Source organism: Pseudomonas sp. N40(2020) (assembly GCF_014472415.1).
GTDB lineage: Bacteria > Pseudomonadota > Gammaproteobacteria > Pseudomonadales > Pseudomonadaceae > Aquipseudomonas.
Genome location: NZ_JACSZV010000018.1, coordinates 96,746 through 112,604, shown reverse-complemented (window position 1 = coordinate 112,604; position 15,859 = coordinate 96,746). Strand labels below are relative to the sequence as shown.

Here is a 15,859-nt window from a genome sequence, read left to right as displayed (position 1 = left end):
GGCTGCGATCTTTTGATTTGCAAGTTCAAGATCAAAAGATCGCAGCCTTCGGCAGCTCCTACAAAAACATCATTGATCGACAGTCATGCCCGGGATGCTGTTGTCGCAGTTCAAGTACGTTCCGCCACGCTTGGCCAGTTCGCCCTGCAAACGCTGGCAACGCTCCCGATCCTGTTGCGCCATACGGTCAATACTCAGGTTGCCGGTGGTTTGTGGCTGCTTGCCGTCACCCAGACGAATCGTCACGAACGGTTGTTCGGGCTGGATCTGAAAGCGGCTTTTCTCTTCAACCGGTTCAACCACCTCGGTTTTCGCCGGGCTCGGCAACTGATCGGTGGTGACGCCATAACGGCTCAGAATCGAGCTTTGAGGCAGATCGGCCCAGGCATTGGCCGCTAACAGCGCCAGCCCCACTACACCAACATACCCCTTGAAACCTTTCACGATTGAATCTCCTGTGCTCAATGGCGGCTAGCTATAGAACGTGTGTGCACGTGCTGGCTTTAGGCCGCATTTCCTGTATTGCACAGGGTTTGAGTCGGAGAGTAGCCGACGAGTCACTTTTGATACCGAGTTATCGTTCAATCGCGGGCAAGCCCGCTCCCACAGGTTTTGCGGCGTACACAAAGCTTGCGAACGACAGATATCCTGTGGGAGCGAGCTTGCCCGCGATGGCGCCCTTACAGACGCCCCATCTACATCAGGCGATCACAATGCCATCGCCACTCAAACTATTGAGCCCAACCCCAACCAATGTCACAGAATCGCCGCCAAACTTCAGCACCGTATCCTGCCCTACAGCCGTGGCATGAGCGCGGAAGTCGTCATTCGGCAACACACCCTGCACACCTAAAAACACCAGTTTGTCATTAGCGGTAAAGCCGACCACCCGATCCTGCCCGAACGCGCCGTTGAACAGGAACGTATCCGCCCCGCCACCCGACTCCATCAGATCATTGCCGGCGCCACCGACAAACACATCGTTGCCCGCGCCGCCAATCAAGTGATCGTTGCCATCGAGTCCAAACAACCAGTCGCCGCTGGCATTAGCCTTGAGCGTGTCAGCGCCGTTGCTGCCCTTCACGCTCGACTCATAGGCCGTGACATTGTTGCCAACCTTCAAGCCGCTGGCCGTGACGCTGTGGGTCACATCATCCTTGAACAACCCCCAGAGAAAACCCGGTTCCTTGGTGACAATGGCGCCGATGTCGCGGGTGATGCTGATCCCGCCACTGGCATCACGGATATATAGATTGCCCGCGCCGTCATTGGCAAAGTCGAAGGTGTTCACCGACTTCTGCAAGTCCAGCGTATTGCTGCCCTGCCCGCCAAGGATCATGTTGTAGCCGCCGCCATCACGGAAGGTGTCGTTGCCGGCGCGGCCTTCCAGATAGTCGTTGCCGCTGCCGCCCTGGATCAGGTCATTGCCGTCGCTGCCGATGACGAAAGTGCTGCCCTTGTGGGTCTCGGCGTTGCGGTTCAGATCCTGCACCCAGGTGTTGGCCCGCGCCGGGTCTGACAGGTTGGCGACGATGATCGTCGAGTCCTTGCTGGTCAGGTCATAGAACTTTGACTCGACGATCCGGTTCATGCCGTCGCCATAAGCCGTCGGCAAGTGCGAGATCCACGTCGGAATATTCAGGATCGAAAACGGCAGCACATTCCATGCGTTCGAAGCGTAGTGATCGTTGAAGCTGACGATGTTGTCGGTGGCCGATTCCTTCGGTGCATCGTGAACGCCGACCGAGGCGCCGGTGAAGGTCGAGCCGTCGAGGGCGCGGAATACCGGATCGTTTTCGTAGCCGACGTTGAGCACCTTGTCGGTGCTGCTCTGGGTTGGCGAGGCGTAGGCGATGTAGTTGGAGTCGGCAAAGAACCCGCCCCACTTGCCGCCGCTCAAGTCCGCCATGCTGTTGACCGCCAACCCGCCGAGGCTGTGGCCGCTGACCAGCACATCTTTACCGGTGAGGCCGTTGGCCTTGGCAAACGCCATCACGTCATTGAGCAGGTTGCCGAACGCTTCACCAACGTAATTCTTGGCGTAGTCCTTGGGGCCGAATGCCGCAAGCAGGTCGTTGATCACGTCGCCAATCGAATCGCCGATGAGGATTTCTCGCGGGCCGCTGGTGCCGCGAAAGGCAATGCCCAGTTCGGTGAGATGGCCCTGGGCGTCGTATTTGCCGAGGATTTCCACCTGAGCGCTGGTGTATCCGGCCTTCTCGCCGAAGAAGGTTCCGCGCGCGTCGGTCTTGCCGTCGTAACCCAATTGCGAGGCAGTGATCGGCGTCCAGCCAGCCTTTTTCACGGCCTCAAGGGCGAGTTTTTCGGAATCGGGATTCCACGGAATGCCGGGGATAACGCCTTGTGAATCGGTGCCACCAATCAGCGCGGTAACCAGCGTGGCCGGCAGGCCCAGGCCGAAGCCGTTGTGCTGATAACCGGCAGCAAAGCCGTTATCGAGGTTGTGGTAGGAATACAGCGTGATGGCCATGGCGTCACTGAACAACGCCTTGGAATCGGCTGTACCGAAGTTTTTGTAGTCATACACACCCATTGCCATTGCCTCTCTTTTGTTGGAATTGTCAGAGATAGCTCACAGCCAGGGCGCCCCTCGCGGGACGCCCCGGAGCATTTCGATACAACACTTCTTAACGCGGACACTGTAGGAGCTGCCGAAGGCTGCGATTTTTTGACTTTGCTCTTTAAAGCAAGATCAAAAGATCGCAGCCTCGTTTCACTCGACAGCTCCTACAGGATTACTGTTCAGGCGAACACAAAACTCGAGTCCGACAGGTTAGCCACTCCAACCCCCACAAGGGTCACGGCAAACTCGCCAATCTTCAGCACTGTATCGCCGCCCGACTGCGAAGCATGCTGCTTGTAGTCGTAGCCCTGCCCCGCGCCTTCGACGCCCATGAACACCAGTTTGTCGCTGCCCTGATAGCCGTTGATGGCATCAAAGCCGAACGCACCGCTGAACAGGAAGGTGTTGTTGCCACCCACCGACGTCATCACATCATTGCCGGCGCCGCCGACGAAGGTCACATGGCCCTTGTCGCTGATCAGCTTGTCGTCGCCGCCCAGCCCGAACAACCAGTCGCCGTCATTGGTGGCGTGCAGCGCATTGCCGTAGCCATCGCCGCTAAGCGAATGGTTGTACTGGGTCAGCTCGCTGCCATTGGTCAAACCCTTGGCCGTGACGCCCCAAGTGATCTCCTTGCTGCCCCACCACGACCCCGACTCCTTGCTCACCAGCGCGCCGATGTCGCGGGTCATGCTGATGCCGCCATAGGCATCTCGCACGTACAGCGTGCCGTCACCGTCGTTGGCGAAGCTGAAGTTCTGCAACGGCTTCTGCAGTTCGAAGGTGTTGTGGCCCTGGCCGCCAAGCAGGATGTTGAAGCCGCCGTCATCACGGAAACGATCATCACCGCCCAAGCCTTCAAGGAAGTCGTTACCCGCACCGCCCTTGAGCCAGTCGTTGCTTTGCGTGCCGATGATGAAAGTGCTGCCGGTGTGCGCCTCGCCGCTGCGCCCCAAGTCTTCGACCCAGGTTTTACCCCGGGACGCTTCCTCAAGGTTGGAAACGATGATGGTCGAGTCCTTGTGGGTCAGGCCGTAGAACCTGGAGTCGATGACTCGGTTCAAGCCGTCGGCATAGCCCAGCGAACTGTGGGCCGACCAGTTCAGCGGATTGACGATGCTGAACGGCACCAGGTTCTGCGCGGTAGACGCGTAGTTGTCGTTGAAGTTGACGATGTTGTCGGTGGTCGAATCATGCGGCTTGTCGTGCTTGCCCATCGACGCAGTGCTGAACGTGGTGCCGTCGAGCACGCGGAACACCGGATCGTTCTCGTAACCGATGTTCAGCACGTTGTTGCCGGTGCTGCTCTGGGTCGGCGAGGCAAAAGACACATAGTTGGCGTCTTTGAAGAAACCACCCCAGTTGCTCGCGCTCAACTCCGCAACGCTGTTAACCCCGAGCCCGCCGAGGCTGTGGCCACTGATCAGCAAGTCTTTGGCGGCGATGCCATGGGCGATGGAAAACGCTGCAACAACCTTGAGCAGATTATCGAAGGCGTTTTTCGCATAGTCAGTCGCGTAGTCAGAAGGCCCGACGGCGGCCAGCAGATTGTTTTTCAAGTCGCCGAAGGTGTCGCTGTAACCCAGCCCGCCGGTGCCACGAAAGGCAATGCCAATACCGATCAACTTGCCGGCAGCGTCGTACTTGCCGAGCACTTCGGCTTCGGCGCTGGTGAAACCGTCCTTCTCGCCGAAGAACGTGCCCTGCGCACCGACCTTGCCTTGGTATCCCAGCGCTGTCGCGCTGACCGGCTTCCAGGCAGTCCCCGGCAAGGCTTGCCCGGTCGGCGTGTAGGCATACAGCGTCAGGGCGATGGCATCACTGTACAACGCTTTGCCATCGGCATTTTTGTAATCAAACAGTCCCATGTCGTGCTCTCTCTTCCATCAAACAAGTGCTGGCAGTCCCCTCTGGAACGGCCAGCACTCCTTTAGAATTGCCAGTCAAGGGTCAGACCCACACCGTGGTCTTTCTCGTTGCTACCGATCAACCCGTTGTAATCAAGGTTCACCCGCACATCGCGATTGAGCGCCAGCCCGGCGCGCACGCCGACCACCGCCGCATCACGATCCAGCGACACGCTCTGCACGTTGAACGCGCTGTTGCCGTTGGCGAATGCCAGATGGTTTTCAGAGTCGACGCTGCTCAGGTTGTGCTGCCAGCCCAGCGTCGCGCCCAGTTCCAGTTGATGCTTGTCCGACAGGGCAAACGTGCGCTTGGCGCGGACACCGAGGGTCGACAACACCGCATCGCGATTGTCTTCACCGCCCTTCAGTGCGGCTGCATCACCCTTCTCGGTGAAACTGTCGCTGTTCAGGTGCACGTAAGCCAGATTGGCGAACGGCTCCAGGTTCATCGGTTGCAGCCCCAGGTCATAGGCCGCTTCGGTGAACAGTTGCGCCGTGGTCGCATCGCGTTTGACCTTCTGCTTGCCGCTGACGTCGCCGAATTGCAGATCACGCTTCACGTCGATGCGATGCCAGCTATAGGCGCCGCCAACGGTCAGACGCAGTGCATCGATTTCATGACCCAGATAGGCACCCAAGTGGTAGCTGTCGACGGATGCCGACGAATGCGTGCCACTGCCCATGCTCAACGAGCTGTCGCTATAACCGGTAACGAAACCGAGGCGAGTATCTTCAGCGATCAAGCCGTCGACACCGGCCAGCAAGCCACCGATGGAACTGTTGGAATCGGCATAGTCATGCCCGCCATCGCTTTTGCCCCAGGCACCGAGCACCTTGACCCAGGCGTTGCTGCGATCGTCAGTCGGCGCATTGGCGTCGAACAGATCACGCTCACGCAAGCGCTCGCCCACAGCATCGCGCAGGTAACGGCTGTCGTTAATCAGCATCGTGCCAATGGCCGGATGAATCTCGCCGGACAACTGCTGGAAGGCTTGCTGCGCCGAAGCGGCATTTGGCGACAACAGCAGGGTTTCGAACAGCGCATTGCCCGCGCCCAAGCGCTCGGCAGCGGCACCGACAGCACGCTGGTTAGGCGTCAGGCCGACGCTGGCGAACGAGGCGTCGTTACGCCCCACCGCCAGCTGGATGCCGCTCGCCGAGTAAGCGAGCGTGCCGCCGAGGAACGCATAATCCGGCAGTACCTGGCCGAAGCGTCCTTCAATGCCGCCGGCCGCTTGCAGGATGTTGTATTGCGTGCCGAGCAAGCTTTTGACTTCGCCGGTGGTCAGCAAGGTCGGGCTGTTTTCCAGCGACATGGTCACTGTGGCGCCTTCGATTACTGCTTTGCCAGTGGCGACGATCTGGTCGCTGCTGGTCGGCGACAGCTCTACCGCGTAGGTCGAACCCGGCGCGAAAGTCACGTCACCCGCCACGTTCAGGGTGCCGATAGAGTTGCCCGGCGCCACGGTGCCGCCGCTGTTGACCGACAACGTACCGATGCGGCCATTGCCGCCAAGAATGCCGCCGTCATTGACGGTGACCGCCGATTGCAGCGAACCGTTGATGGCCAGTCGGCCCTGATTGACCAGGGTCGGGCCGCTGTAGGTGTTGTTGCCAGTCAGCACCAGAGTGCCGATACCTTGTTTGGTCAAACCGCCGTGGCCGGAAATGTCGTTGCGCCAGGTGTCGAGGCCGCAAGTGATGTCGGTGCACACACGCTCGGTGGGTTTGCCCTGATCGATGATCGCGCCGATGCCCGGCAGATCCGCAACGAACTGGCCGGAACCGTACGCCCCCTGAATACGAAACTCTTCAGGAATGTCCTGCTCGGTGACGAACATCGACGGGCCATCAATGCCCTTGCGCAGGTTGATCATGCCCCAGCCGTACAAGGCGTCGATACCCGGTGCGCCGAGGTCGGTCGCGGTGGTACGCAATACTGTGGCGACCTGGTCGCCGGTCATGTACGGGAAGCGCTCCATCAGCACCGCCATGGAGCCGGCCACGTGTGGCGCAGCCATCGAGGTGCCGTTGTAATTTTTGTAGCCGGTGGTCAGGTTGTCGGCGTTGGTGCCTTCGATGATCGCGCTGTAGATTTTCGTACCCGGCGCCGAGACGCAGAAGCTCGCGGTATAACCGCAGCGCGAAGAGAACGTACTCATGATGTACGGATTGGCGCTGGCCAGATCCGGATTCTGTTGTAACGCGGCGACGGTGATCCAGTTCGGTGCGATGTCCGGGACGAAATAGCCGAGGCCGGCGATGGCGTCCGGGTTATTGAGGTTGTAGTCGTTGCCGGCGGCGAAAATCGTCACGATCCCGCTGCGCGCGGCGGCGATGGCGCCGTCATAGGCGCCGCCGGGTTTGGTGCCGAGCAACGTGCGGATCTCGTTGAACTGCACCTGCGCGTCGTTGACGGTGAAGTGCGGGTACGCAGGGTCGCGGCCACCGAGGTCGAAACGGTCGGTGATGCCGATGCCCCAACTGTTGTTGATGATCCGCGCGCCGCTGGCGATCAGCGCGTCCCAACCGGCCTTGTACACCGCGCCATCGTTACCGCGAACGATGCCATCTTCCGGGCCCGGGTCGCCGTTGTCAGCGCTGATGATCTGCGCGCCGAACGCCACGCCGTGCATCGGCCCGCCGTCACGGCTCCCCGCCGCAATGCCGCCGACGTGAGTGCCGTGGGCGCCGAGCTTGCCGTCAGAGCCAACCGAGGGCGAACCGTCATAGCGGAACGCATCCCCGGCTTTCACCGGAATGTACGGGTCGGTGTATTCGCGAATGCCGCTGGTGACCAGGGTGATGACTTTGTTACTGCCGGAAAACTCCGGGTGCGCGGCGTAAACCGGCTGGTCGAAAATGCCCAGTTTTACGCCTTTGCCGGTGTAGCCAGCAGCGTAGGCATGATCGGCACCGATGGCACCCAAACCCCAGTCAGCCTGGAATTCGGCGCTGCGCCAACTCGACGGATCGCCCGTGCGACCACTTTCCACATAGGACGCAGCGTGCGCGGAGCCCATGGTGGTGAGTGCGTACAACACGGCGCAAGTCAGCGTTTTCAGGGCAAAGCGGCCACCCGTTTGCGCGGGGGTATTGTTGTTGTTCATCCAGCGACCTTCCTTAGTGATGTTGCGAAAAATCCGTTTATTCAGAACTGCCAGTTCAGACTCAAGCCAACACCGTGGCTCTTCTCGCGATTGGCCAGTTGCCCGTCGTAATTGAGGTTGACCCGCACGTCCTTGCTCAATGCCAGACTGGCTTGCACGCCGACCAGCGCGGCATCGCGGACCAGCGCCGAACTCTCCACCGAGTACGGCGTGCCACCGCTGGCAAAGCGCAGATGCTGCTCAGAATCGATATCGCTCAGGCTGTGCTGCCAGCCGAGATGGCCGCTGACATCCAGTGTCTGCTGCGCCGACAGGTTGAAGGTCTTGATCGCCCGCACACCGAGGGTGCTGAGCACCGCATCACGCTGATCGCCGGAGCTTTTCAGCGCGGCTGCGTCGCCCTTCTCAGTGAAGCCTTCGGTGTCCAGATGCACGTAAGCGAGATTGGCGAACGGTTCCAGCGCCAACGGTTGCAGGTGCAATCGATAAGCCGCCTCGCCGAACACTTGAGTGGTCGCCGCATCAACCTTGGCTTTCTGTTTGGCGCTGACGTTGCCGTATTGCAGATCGCGCTTCACATCGGCGCGATGCCAGCTGTAGGCCGCGCCAGTGCTCAGACGCCAGGCGCCGATCTCGCGTCCGGCGTAAGCGCCGAGGTGGTAGCTGTCGACTTTGGCTGACGAGTGCGTGCCCGAGCCCATGCTCAACGAACTATCGCTGTAACCGGTGACCAGACCGATGCGGGTCTGTTCGTCCAGTGCGCCGTCAACACCGGCCAACAACCCACCCAGTGAGGTGCTGTAACCCGCCGTGTCATGGTTTGAATCAGTCGAGCCCCACGCCCCAAGTGCCTTGATCCAGCCGTTGTTTTGTTTGGCCGAGGCATCATGCAGGCGTTCGCCCACGGCATCGCGCAGCTGACGGCTGTCGTTGATCAGCATCGTGCCCATCGCTGGGTAGATTTCGCCGCTCAGTTGCTGGAAGGCTTGTTGTGCGGAAGCTGCGTCCGCCGACAGCAGCAGGCTTTCGTAGACTGAGTTGCCCGCGCCCAAACCTTCGACGGCAGCGGCCACCGAACGCTGGTTCGGGGTTTGGCCGACGCTGGCGAAGGACGTCGCGTTGCGTTCGATATCGAGTTGAATGCCGTTGGCCGCGTAATCGAGGCTGCCGCCGATGAACAGGTAATCCGGCAGCACCGCACCGAACTGCCCCTGTATGCCACCGGCTGCTTGCAAGATGTCGTACTGACGGCCGAGCAGGCTTTGCGCCTCGGCGGTGCTGAGCAAGGTAGGGCTGTTTTCCAGTGACAGGCTGACCGTGGCGCCGCTGATATTTGCTGTGCCACCGGCGACGATGCGATCGCTGCTGGTCGGCGACAATTCAACGGCGTAGGTAGAGCCCGGCGCGAAGGTGACGTCACCGGCGACGTTCAAGGTACCGATGGAGTTGCCCGGCGCAACACGGCCGCCGCTGTTGGCGGTCAGCGAGCCGATCTGTCCGGAGCCACCCAGGGTGCCGCCGTCATTGACGGTAACCGCCGAAACCAGCGAGCCATTGACGCTTAACAGGCCGCCGTTGATCGTGGTCGGGCCGCGATAGGTGTTTTCCCCGGTAAGCAGCAAACGCCCTGCTCCGGACTTGATCAGGCTGCCCTGATAAACCCGGGTTGCCGCAGCAGCATCGCGGGCCATACCGACGGCATAATCCGTCTGATCCTGCTGACTGGCACCGGCGGCAACACCGTTCTGCCAACCTTTATCTTGCAAGGTCTGCTGCCAGGCGCTGTGTTCGGCGAGGTCTTCGCTCTGACGCTGGATCAGCGCCTTGTCGGAGATGTCATTGCTCCAGACATCGCTTTGCCCGGCCGCGAGATTGGCGTCAAACGCCCCGAGCAATTGCCCCGGCCCGCGCATCGCCCGGTTCAGGTTGGCCACGCCCCAGCCGACCCGCTCGGTGGGTGCATCGGTCACTGAGCCATCGAGTTGCGTGGCGGTGGTCAGCAGCACTTCGAGTGCCTGCTGATTGCTCATGTACGGGTAACGTTCCATCACCAACGCCAGTGCGCCAGTGGCGTGCGGCGCCGACATCGAGGTGCCGGACTTGATCGCATAACCGCCATCAGGAATCGTGCTGTCGATCTTCGCCCCGGGGGTGGTGATGCACCAGTACTTGGCGATGCCGCACTGGTTGTATTTCTGCTGATTACTCTGATCCAACCCGGAGACCGCCAGCCAGTGGCCTTCAAGATCCGGCTGAAAGTACGGCAGCGCCGAGCGCACGCTGGCGTTCGGATAACCACTGTTGCCGGCGCTGAACACGTTGATCACGCCGCGACGGGAAACATCGGCCGCCGCGTCGAGCCAGGTGCCTTTGTTGAAGTGCTGGGCGTAAGCGGCGTGCAGGTCGGCCAGTGTGCGGTAGCTGACATCCGGCGGCTGGCTGCCCCAACTGTTGTTGATCGCGCGCACGCCGGCATCGGCCAGTGCGTCGTACACCGCTTTGAAATAACGCGGATCGGGGTTGGGGCCAAACAGGAAACTGTCGTTCTTGTTGGTGTTGCCGACGTAGATCTGCGCGTTGTACGCCACGCCGTGCATGCCTGTGCCGTCACGGGACGCGCCCATGGTGCCGACCACGTGAGTGCCGTGGGAATCGTTGTTGGGGTTGAGCGTGCCGTCGACGTTGAACGGTGAGCCATCAACGTAGCTGCCGCTGGCCAGTACCGGGTGATAACGGTCAGTGGCGAACTCGGGATGGGCGGCATCGAAGCCGGAATCGAGAGCGCCGATTTTCACGCCTTTGCCGGTGATGCCCGCCGCGTAAGCCTGATCGGCCTGCATGCGCTGAAGGCCCCAGTCACGCAGGAACTCGGCGCTGCGCCAACTGGCGGGATCGCCGGGTTTACCGGATTCCAGGTATTGAGCCTGGGCCTGGGAAACGGAAACTGCGAGCAACAGGGTGCCGACCGATATCGGCTTGATGCGTACTTCCATGTTCACCACTCACTTTCTTATTGTTGTGTAAGCGCTGGGGCGCAGGCTGCGATCTGTTGATCTTCAATACACAAAGTCAAAAGATCGCAGTCTTCGGCAGTTCCTACAGGGATTTGCGGTGTTATCGGGTTTTCGGGCCTTGTCCGAAGGCCTCATCCACCCGCGCCAGATCCTGTTCGTTCAAGGTGCCGGCGTAGTAATGCAACTTGGTCCAGGCCATCAAATAGTCGTACCGCGCCTGTGCCAGATCGCGGCGGGTGGTGAACAACTGCTGCTCGGCGTTCAACGCATCGAGATTGGTCCGTTCACCGCCGAGAATGCTTTGCTTGGTCGAAACCACCAGCGCTTCCGCCGAGGTCAGGGCTTTCTGGTAAGCGCGTAATTTATTCACTCCGGACAGGCAGGCGCTGAACTGACGACGCAGTTCAATCAGCGTCTCGCGGGTCTTGCCATCCAGTTCGTACTCGGCCTGTTCCATGCTGCGGCTGGCCTGACGCGTCGAGGCCGACACCCCGCCGCCGGCATACAACGGCACGCTGACTTCCAGGCCGATGGTGTTGGTTTCGTAGCGCTGGTTGTAGGTGTTGCCGCTTTCCGATTCGTTCTGCCGCATCGAGGCATAGGCGTTGATTTTCGGCAGATGCCCGGCACGGTTGCGCTCTACCTCGTACCGCGCCACTTCCACGGCCTGACGTTGGGAGGCCAGGTTCGGGTTATTGCTGATCGCCATTTCGTGCCAGGTGTCGAAATTGGCCGGCATCAGCGCGAAGGTCTGGAAATTCTGATCCAGCGGCGCCAGATCGCTGATGTCCACGAAAGGTGCGCCAACCAGTGCGCCCAGTTCACGCAGCGCGGCATCCTGTTCGTTGCGCGCTTCGATCTCCTCGGCGGTCGCCAACTCATAGCGCGACTCGGCTTCGAGAATGTCGGTGCGCGTGCCTTCGCCCTGCTTGAACATGTGCTCGTTCTGCTGGAACTGCTGTTCGTAGGCCTTCTTCTTCGCTTGGGCGATATCGATCTGATCCTGGGCAAACAAGGCTTTGGTGTAGTTATCCAGCACCCGTACCAACAGTTCCTGGCTCTTGCCGCGAAAGTTCTCGTCAGCGAACAACGACTGCGCCACGCCCTTACGATATGCCGCATAGGCTTCGTAATCGAGCAACGGTTGTTGCAGCGTCAGGGCCGAGCCGTAACTGCTGTAATTGCGCTCGTCCGTGCGATTGCGCGCTCGTTCATCGAGGGACGTGGCCTTCGACGTATTGCGGCCCTTGTTATAGGTGTAACCGATTCGCGGCAGCAGCCCGGCGCGGCCAATGGCGCGGTTCTCCAGGCCGGCGTCACGCTCCTTGATCGCACCGAGGAACACCGGATCATTGCGCAACGCCTGTTCGTAGATCTCGAACGGCCCCATAGCCGCCACTGCCGAGTGACTCGCGAGCAGCATCAATGCCGCCCCGAGCATGGAAAGCTTATTCATACAGCCGGACATCCTTATTCTTCGGTCAACGCAGAGCCGGCCCGGTCGAGCAGCGGTTTGAACAGATAGTTGAGGAGTGAACGTTCACCGGTGCGCACAAACATTTCTGCCGGCATGCCGGGCTTGATCACCAGACCATTGAGCTTTTCCATGGCCTGATCGCTGACGCTGCTGCGCAACACGTAGTACGGCACGCCGGTTTTCTCATCGACCATCTGGTCGGCGGAAATCAGGCTGACTTCACCGGGTACACGCGGGGTTTTACTCTGGTTGAACGCGGTAAACAGGATGTCCACCGGCAGGTGCGTGCCAACCTTGTCGATCAGGTTGATCGGCAAATGTCCTTCCACTTCCAGGGTGGTGCCTTGCGGAACGATCTCCAGCAGGGTCTCGCCCTGACGCACCACCGCGCCTTCGGTATGTACGCCCAGATTGACCGCCACGCCATCCGCCGTGGCGACGATTTCGCTGTGTTGCAGATCGAAACCGGCGGAGGTCAATTGTTCGGACAGGGTGACGCTTTTCAACTGCGCGTCGGCCAGTTGCGTGCGGACTTCCTTCTGATATTCCTCGCTGTGCTGTTGCAGTTTCAGGCGCGATTCGAGGATGCCCTGCTCCACGCGACCGCTTTCACCGGTGTTTTCCGCCAGTTGCTGCTGCACTTGCGACAGTTGGCGCTGATATTCCATCAAGCGGTTGCGCGGGATGTAGCCGTTGTCGGCCAGTGGTTGCAGGTTGCTCAATTGTTGTTGCAGCGAGTCCGCCTGGGCATTGAGGTCAGTGCGCGCCCGGCGCATGCCGGCCAGTTGCGCGGTGGCGCCTTCGATACTGGCGCGCAATCCGGCCTGTTCGCGATAGAACGCTTCGCGGCGGCTGCTGAACAACTGACGCTGACCTTCAAGGACCAACGCCAGACGCGGGTCCGGGTCATTGCTCAACTCGGCCGGAAAGGTCACTTGCTTGAGGTTGTCACGCTCGGCCTGCCAGCGCGCCAGACTGGCCCAGGCCATGCGGTATTGCGCTTGAAGCGATTGCACATCGGCGGCGACTTGCGTCTGGTCGAGGCGAAACAGCGGTTGCCCCTGTTTCACGATTTCGCCTTCGCGCACCAGAATCCGGCTGACCACGCCGCTGCTCATCGACTGCACCGCTTTACGTTTGCCCGAGACCACCACGGTACCCTGCACCGGAATACCCTGATCCAGCGGCGCCAGAGCCGCCCAGGTGAAGAAACTGCCGGCGCCGACAATCGCCAGAATCCAGCCCATACGCGCGAAGAACTTCGCATCGCGTTCCGGGCGTTCGGTGATGTACGCGTGTTCCATGCTCGCTTCGTTTTCAGTGTTCATGCTGACGCTGCTCATACACCCGAATTCCTTGTCGTGGGCTGGTACTGCCGACTCATGCTGAGCCCGCCCGGTGCTTGCGCAGTTTTCTCGCGAGGTTGTTCATTGGCGGCGCCAGACAGCGCCTTGAGCACGTCCTGACTGGCGCCAAAGGCTTGCAAACGCCCGTCGTTGAGCACCAGCAGCTTGTCGGCCTGGGCCAGCACCGAAGAACGATGCGCCACCAAAACCACGGTGGTGCCTTGGGCCTTGAGCTGGGCGATGGCGCTGGCCAATGCCGCTTCACCGACGGTGTCGAGGTTGGAGTTGGGTTCATCCAGCACCACCAGACTTGGCGTGCCGTACATGGCGCGAGCCAGTGCCACGCGCTGCTTCTGACCGCCGGACAGGCCGCTGCCGTCCTCACCCAGTTGCGTGTCGTAGCCTTGCGGCAGGCGCAGGATCATTTCGTGGACACCCGCCTGTTGCGCAGCGGCCACGACTTTCTGCGCATCGGCCTCGCTGAAACGCGCAATGTTCTCAGCAATGCTGCCGCTGAACAGTTCGATGTCTTGCGGCAAGTAGCCAATGTACGGACCGAGTTGGTCGCGATTCCAGCGATGGATATCCGCGCCGTCCAGTCGCACCGTGCCACCCAGTGTCGGCCACACGCCGACCAGTACACGGGCCAGCGTCGACTTGCCGGAGCCGGACGCACCCAGTACACCCAGCACTTCACCAGCGCCAAGGTTGAAGTTGACCATATGCAACGTCGCGGCACGCTGCCCCGGCGGGCCGGCGCTGACTTGCTCGAAGGTAATCTGGCCTTTCGGCGCCGGCAGCGCCATCGCGTCATCGCTTGGCGGGAAGGCTTGCAACAACGCGTCGAGACGCCGGTAAGCCAGCTTCGCCCCGCTCCACTGTTTCCACACGGCAATCAATTGGTCGATCGGACTCAGCACGCGGCCCATCAGGATCGAACCTGCGATCATCATCCCGGCAGTCATGTCGCCCTTGATGACCAACAACGCGCCCAATCCAAGCACCAGCGATTGCAGGCATAAACGCAAGGTTTTACTCAGAGAACTGATCACGGCGCCGGTGTCGCTGGCCTGATTCTGCAGACCGAGAAAGCGCGAATGCACCTGGAACCAGCGTTTGCGCAGCGAACCGAGCATGCCCATCGCCTGAATGGTCTCGGCGTTGTGAAGGTGACTGGTGGCCAACTGGCTGGACTTCTGCGAAAAACCGGCGGCTTCGCCCAGCGGCTTTTTGGTCATGTATTCGTTGAGGCAGGCCAATGCGATCAGCAGCAGCGCACCCGCAGTGGCGAGCACACCGAGCCAGACGTTGAACAGGTAAATCACAAACAGGTACACCGGGAACCACGGCGCATCGAAAAACGCGAACAACGCAGGCCCGGTGACGAATTGGCGAATGTGAGTCAGGTCGCCCAGCGACTGGCCGGCGTTGCCTTCGCCCTTGAACAGGTTGCGTTCGAACGCCGCCTGATAGACCCGCAGGTTGAAACGGCGCTCCAATTGGCTGCCGATACGGATCACGATAAAGCTTCGCACCACTTCCAGCAGGCCGATGAAAGCGAAGAAACCGACGACCATCAGCGACAGCATCACCAGAGTGGTTTCGTTCTGCGACGACAACACCCGGTCATAGACCTGGAGCATATAGATGGAGGGCACCAGCATCAGCACGTTAATCAGTGCGGTAAAGCAGCCGACGCTGATCAGAATGCTTTTATAGTCACCCAATGCCTTGAATAAGGGAGCGGTGGCTGGGGCCTTCGCCATCTTCATTGATTCTTCCTGGTCAATATCTCTCGCCAATTCTGGGCGAGACTTGAATTAGTTATCCGCGCGATGCCGGAACTTGCTTTTCAGGTGGCCGCTTACACTTTCATAACAACTTCCGTTATTTATTACGGTGCAGTTGCCATAAAAGAGCCTGCTTATAACCACGCAGCAGGGCCTTATATTAAAACTTTGTCAGCTAGTTGATCATCACGACGATTGCGCAGTGCGCTGAAGTGTAATGACCAGACCTGATTTCAAAGTCGTCAGATAAAGCCCATCACGTTGTCGGCTGAAGAACTGAATTCTTGAGCCCTCCTTGCCGGTAATCGACAAACCGTCAGGATCCGGAAACCAACCGATCGGCACTTCCTCAAGCCATGCACCCAGGCAGTCGGCGCCCTTGCCCAGCGTCTTGTTTGAAGCCAGTTCCACAAGGCAGGTATTCGAAGGCTTGTCTTGCAGTTTTTGCGCTTCGGGGGAGTCGCCCCGAGCCGACAAGGTCGCCTGCCACTGACCGGCGAATACCGAGGGTTCTTCGAGTCTCAGGCTGCTTGCCATGCTTGTTTCTCCAGAAATCATAATCAGCGTTGCCATCAGCCACGCCAGCGTCTTGTAGGTAAAAGCGTTTCGACTCATAGGACATTTCACTCCG

The 15,859-nt window shown here is 60.1% G+C and carries 9 protein-coding genes; all 9 read right to left on the bottom strand.

Going from position 1 to position 15,859, the window contains the following annotated elements:
* Positions 1-69 precede the first annotated feature (69 nt).
* The 9 genes from IAI51_RS13860 to IAI51_RS13820 all read right to left on the bottom strand — a co-directional run bounded on the left by IAI51_RS13860 (position 70) and on the right by IAI51_RS13820 (position 15,843).
* A complete protein-coding gene (locus tag IAI51_RS13860) occupies positions 70-444 on the bottom strand; it encodes a hypothetical protein (RefSeq protein ID WP_187679001.1) in 375 nt (124 codons plus the stop codon).
* Positions 445-700: 256 nt separating this feature from the next.
* Positions 701-2,554 (bottom strand): polyurethanase, encoded by a 1,854-nt coding sequence (locus IAI51_RS13855; RefSeq protein ID WP_187679006.1) that lies wholly within the window; start codon positions 2,552-2,554, stop codon positions 701-703.
* A gap of 209 nt (positions 2,555-2,763) precedes the next feature.
* A complete protein-coding gene (locus IAI51_RS13850; RefSeq protein WP_187679000.1) occupies positions 2,764-4,452 on the bottom strand; it encodes a polyurethanase in 1,689 nt (562 codons plus the stop codon).
* A gap of 62 nt (positions 4,453-4,514) precedes the next feature.
* On the bottom strand, positions 4,515-7,601 hold the full coding sequence (locus IAI51_RS13845) for an autotransporter serine protease (protein ID WP_187678999.1): 3,087 nt from the start codon (positions 7,599-7,601) through the stop codon (positions 4,515-4,517).
* Between the two features lie 41 nt (positions 7,602-7,642).
* A complete protein-coding gene (locus tag IAI51_RS13840; protein WP_187678998.1) occupies positions 7,643-10,594 on the bottom strand; it encodes an autotransporter serine protease in 2,952 nt (983 codons plus the stop codon).
* A 121-nt stretch (positions 10,595-10,715) separates the two neighbouring features.
* On the bottom strand, positions 10,716-12,083 hold the full coding sequence (locus IAI51_RS13835; protein WP_187678997.1) for a TolC family outer membrane protein: 1,368 nt from the start codon (positions 12,081-12,083) through the stop codon (positions 10,716-10,718).
* A 2-nt stretch (positions 12,084-12,085) separates the two neighbouring features.
* Positions 12,086-13,435 carry an HlyD family type I secretion periplasmic adaptor subunit gene (locus IAI51_RS13830; RefSeq protein ID WP_187678996.1) on the bottom strand — a complete coding sequence of 450 codons (1,350 nt, stop codon included), beginning with the start codon at positions 13,433-13,435 and terminating at the stop codon, positions 12,086-12,088.
* The gene (locus IAI51_RS13825) at positions 13,432-15,210 is read right to left on the bottom strand and encodes a type I secretion system permease/ATPase (protein ID WP_187678995.1); all 1,779 of its coding nucleotides are present in this window, start codon (positions 15,208-15,210) and stop codon (positions 13,432-13,434) included. Before IAI51_RS13825 ends, IAI51_RS13830 begins: the two co-directional genes overlap by 4 nt.
* A gap of 204 nt (positions 15,211-15,414) precedes the next feature.
* Positions 15,415-15,843: an AprI/Inh family metalloprotease inhibitor gene (locus IAI51_RS13820; RefSeq protein ID WP_187678994.1), complete on the bottom strand. Its 429-nt coding sequence runs from the start codon at positions 15,841-15,843 to the stop codon at positions 15,415-15,417.
* Between the last annotated feature and the right edge of the window lie 16 nt (positions 15,844-15,859).

Coding starts and splice junctions, on each gene's coding strand:
- IAI51_RS13855 (WP_187679006.1), bottom strand. CDS start 2,554: ATGGGTGTGTATGACTACAAAAACTTCGGTACAGCCGATTCCAAGGCG.
- IAI51_RS13850 (WP_187679000.1), bottom strand. CDS start 4,452: ATGGGACTGTTTGATTACAAAAATGCCGATGGCAAAGCGTTGTACAGT.
- IAI51_RS13845 (WP_187678999.1), bottom strand. CDS start 7,601: ATGAACAACAACAATACCCCCGCGCAAACGGGTGGCCGCTTTGCCCTG.
- IAI51_RS13840 (WP_187678998.1), bottom strand. CDS start 10,594: ATGGAAGTACGCATCAAGCCGATATCGGTCGGCACCCTGTTGCTCGCA.
- IAI51_RS13835 (WP_187678997.1), bottom strand. CDS start 12,083: ATGTCCGGCTGTATGAATAAGCTTTCCATGCTCGGGGCGGCATTGATG.
- IAI51_RS13830 (WP_187678996.1), bottom strand. CDS start 13,435: ATGAGCAGCGTCAGCATGAACACTGAAAACGAAGCGAGCATGGAACAC.
- IAI51_RS13825 (WP_187678995.1), bottom strand. CDS start 15,210: ATGAAGATGGCGAAGGCCCCAGCCACCGCTCCCTTATTCAAGGCATTG.
- IAI51_RS13820 (WP_187678994.1), bottom strand. CDS start 15,843: ATGAGTCGAAACGCTTTTACCTACAAGACGCTGGCGTGGCTGATGGCA.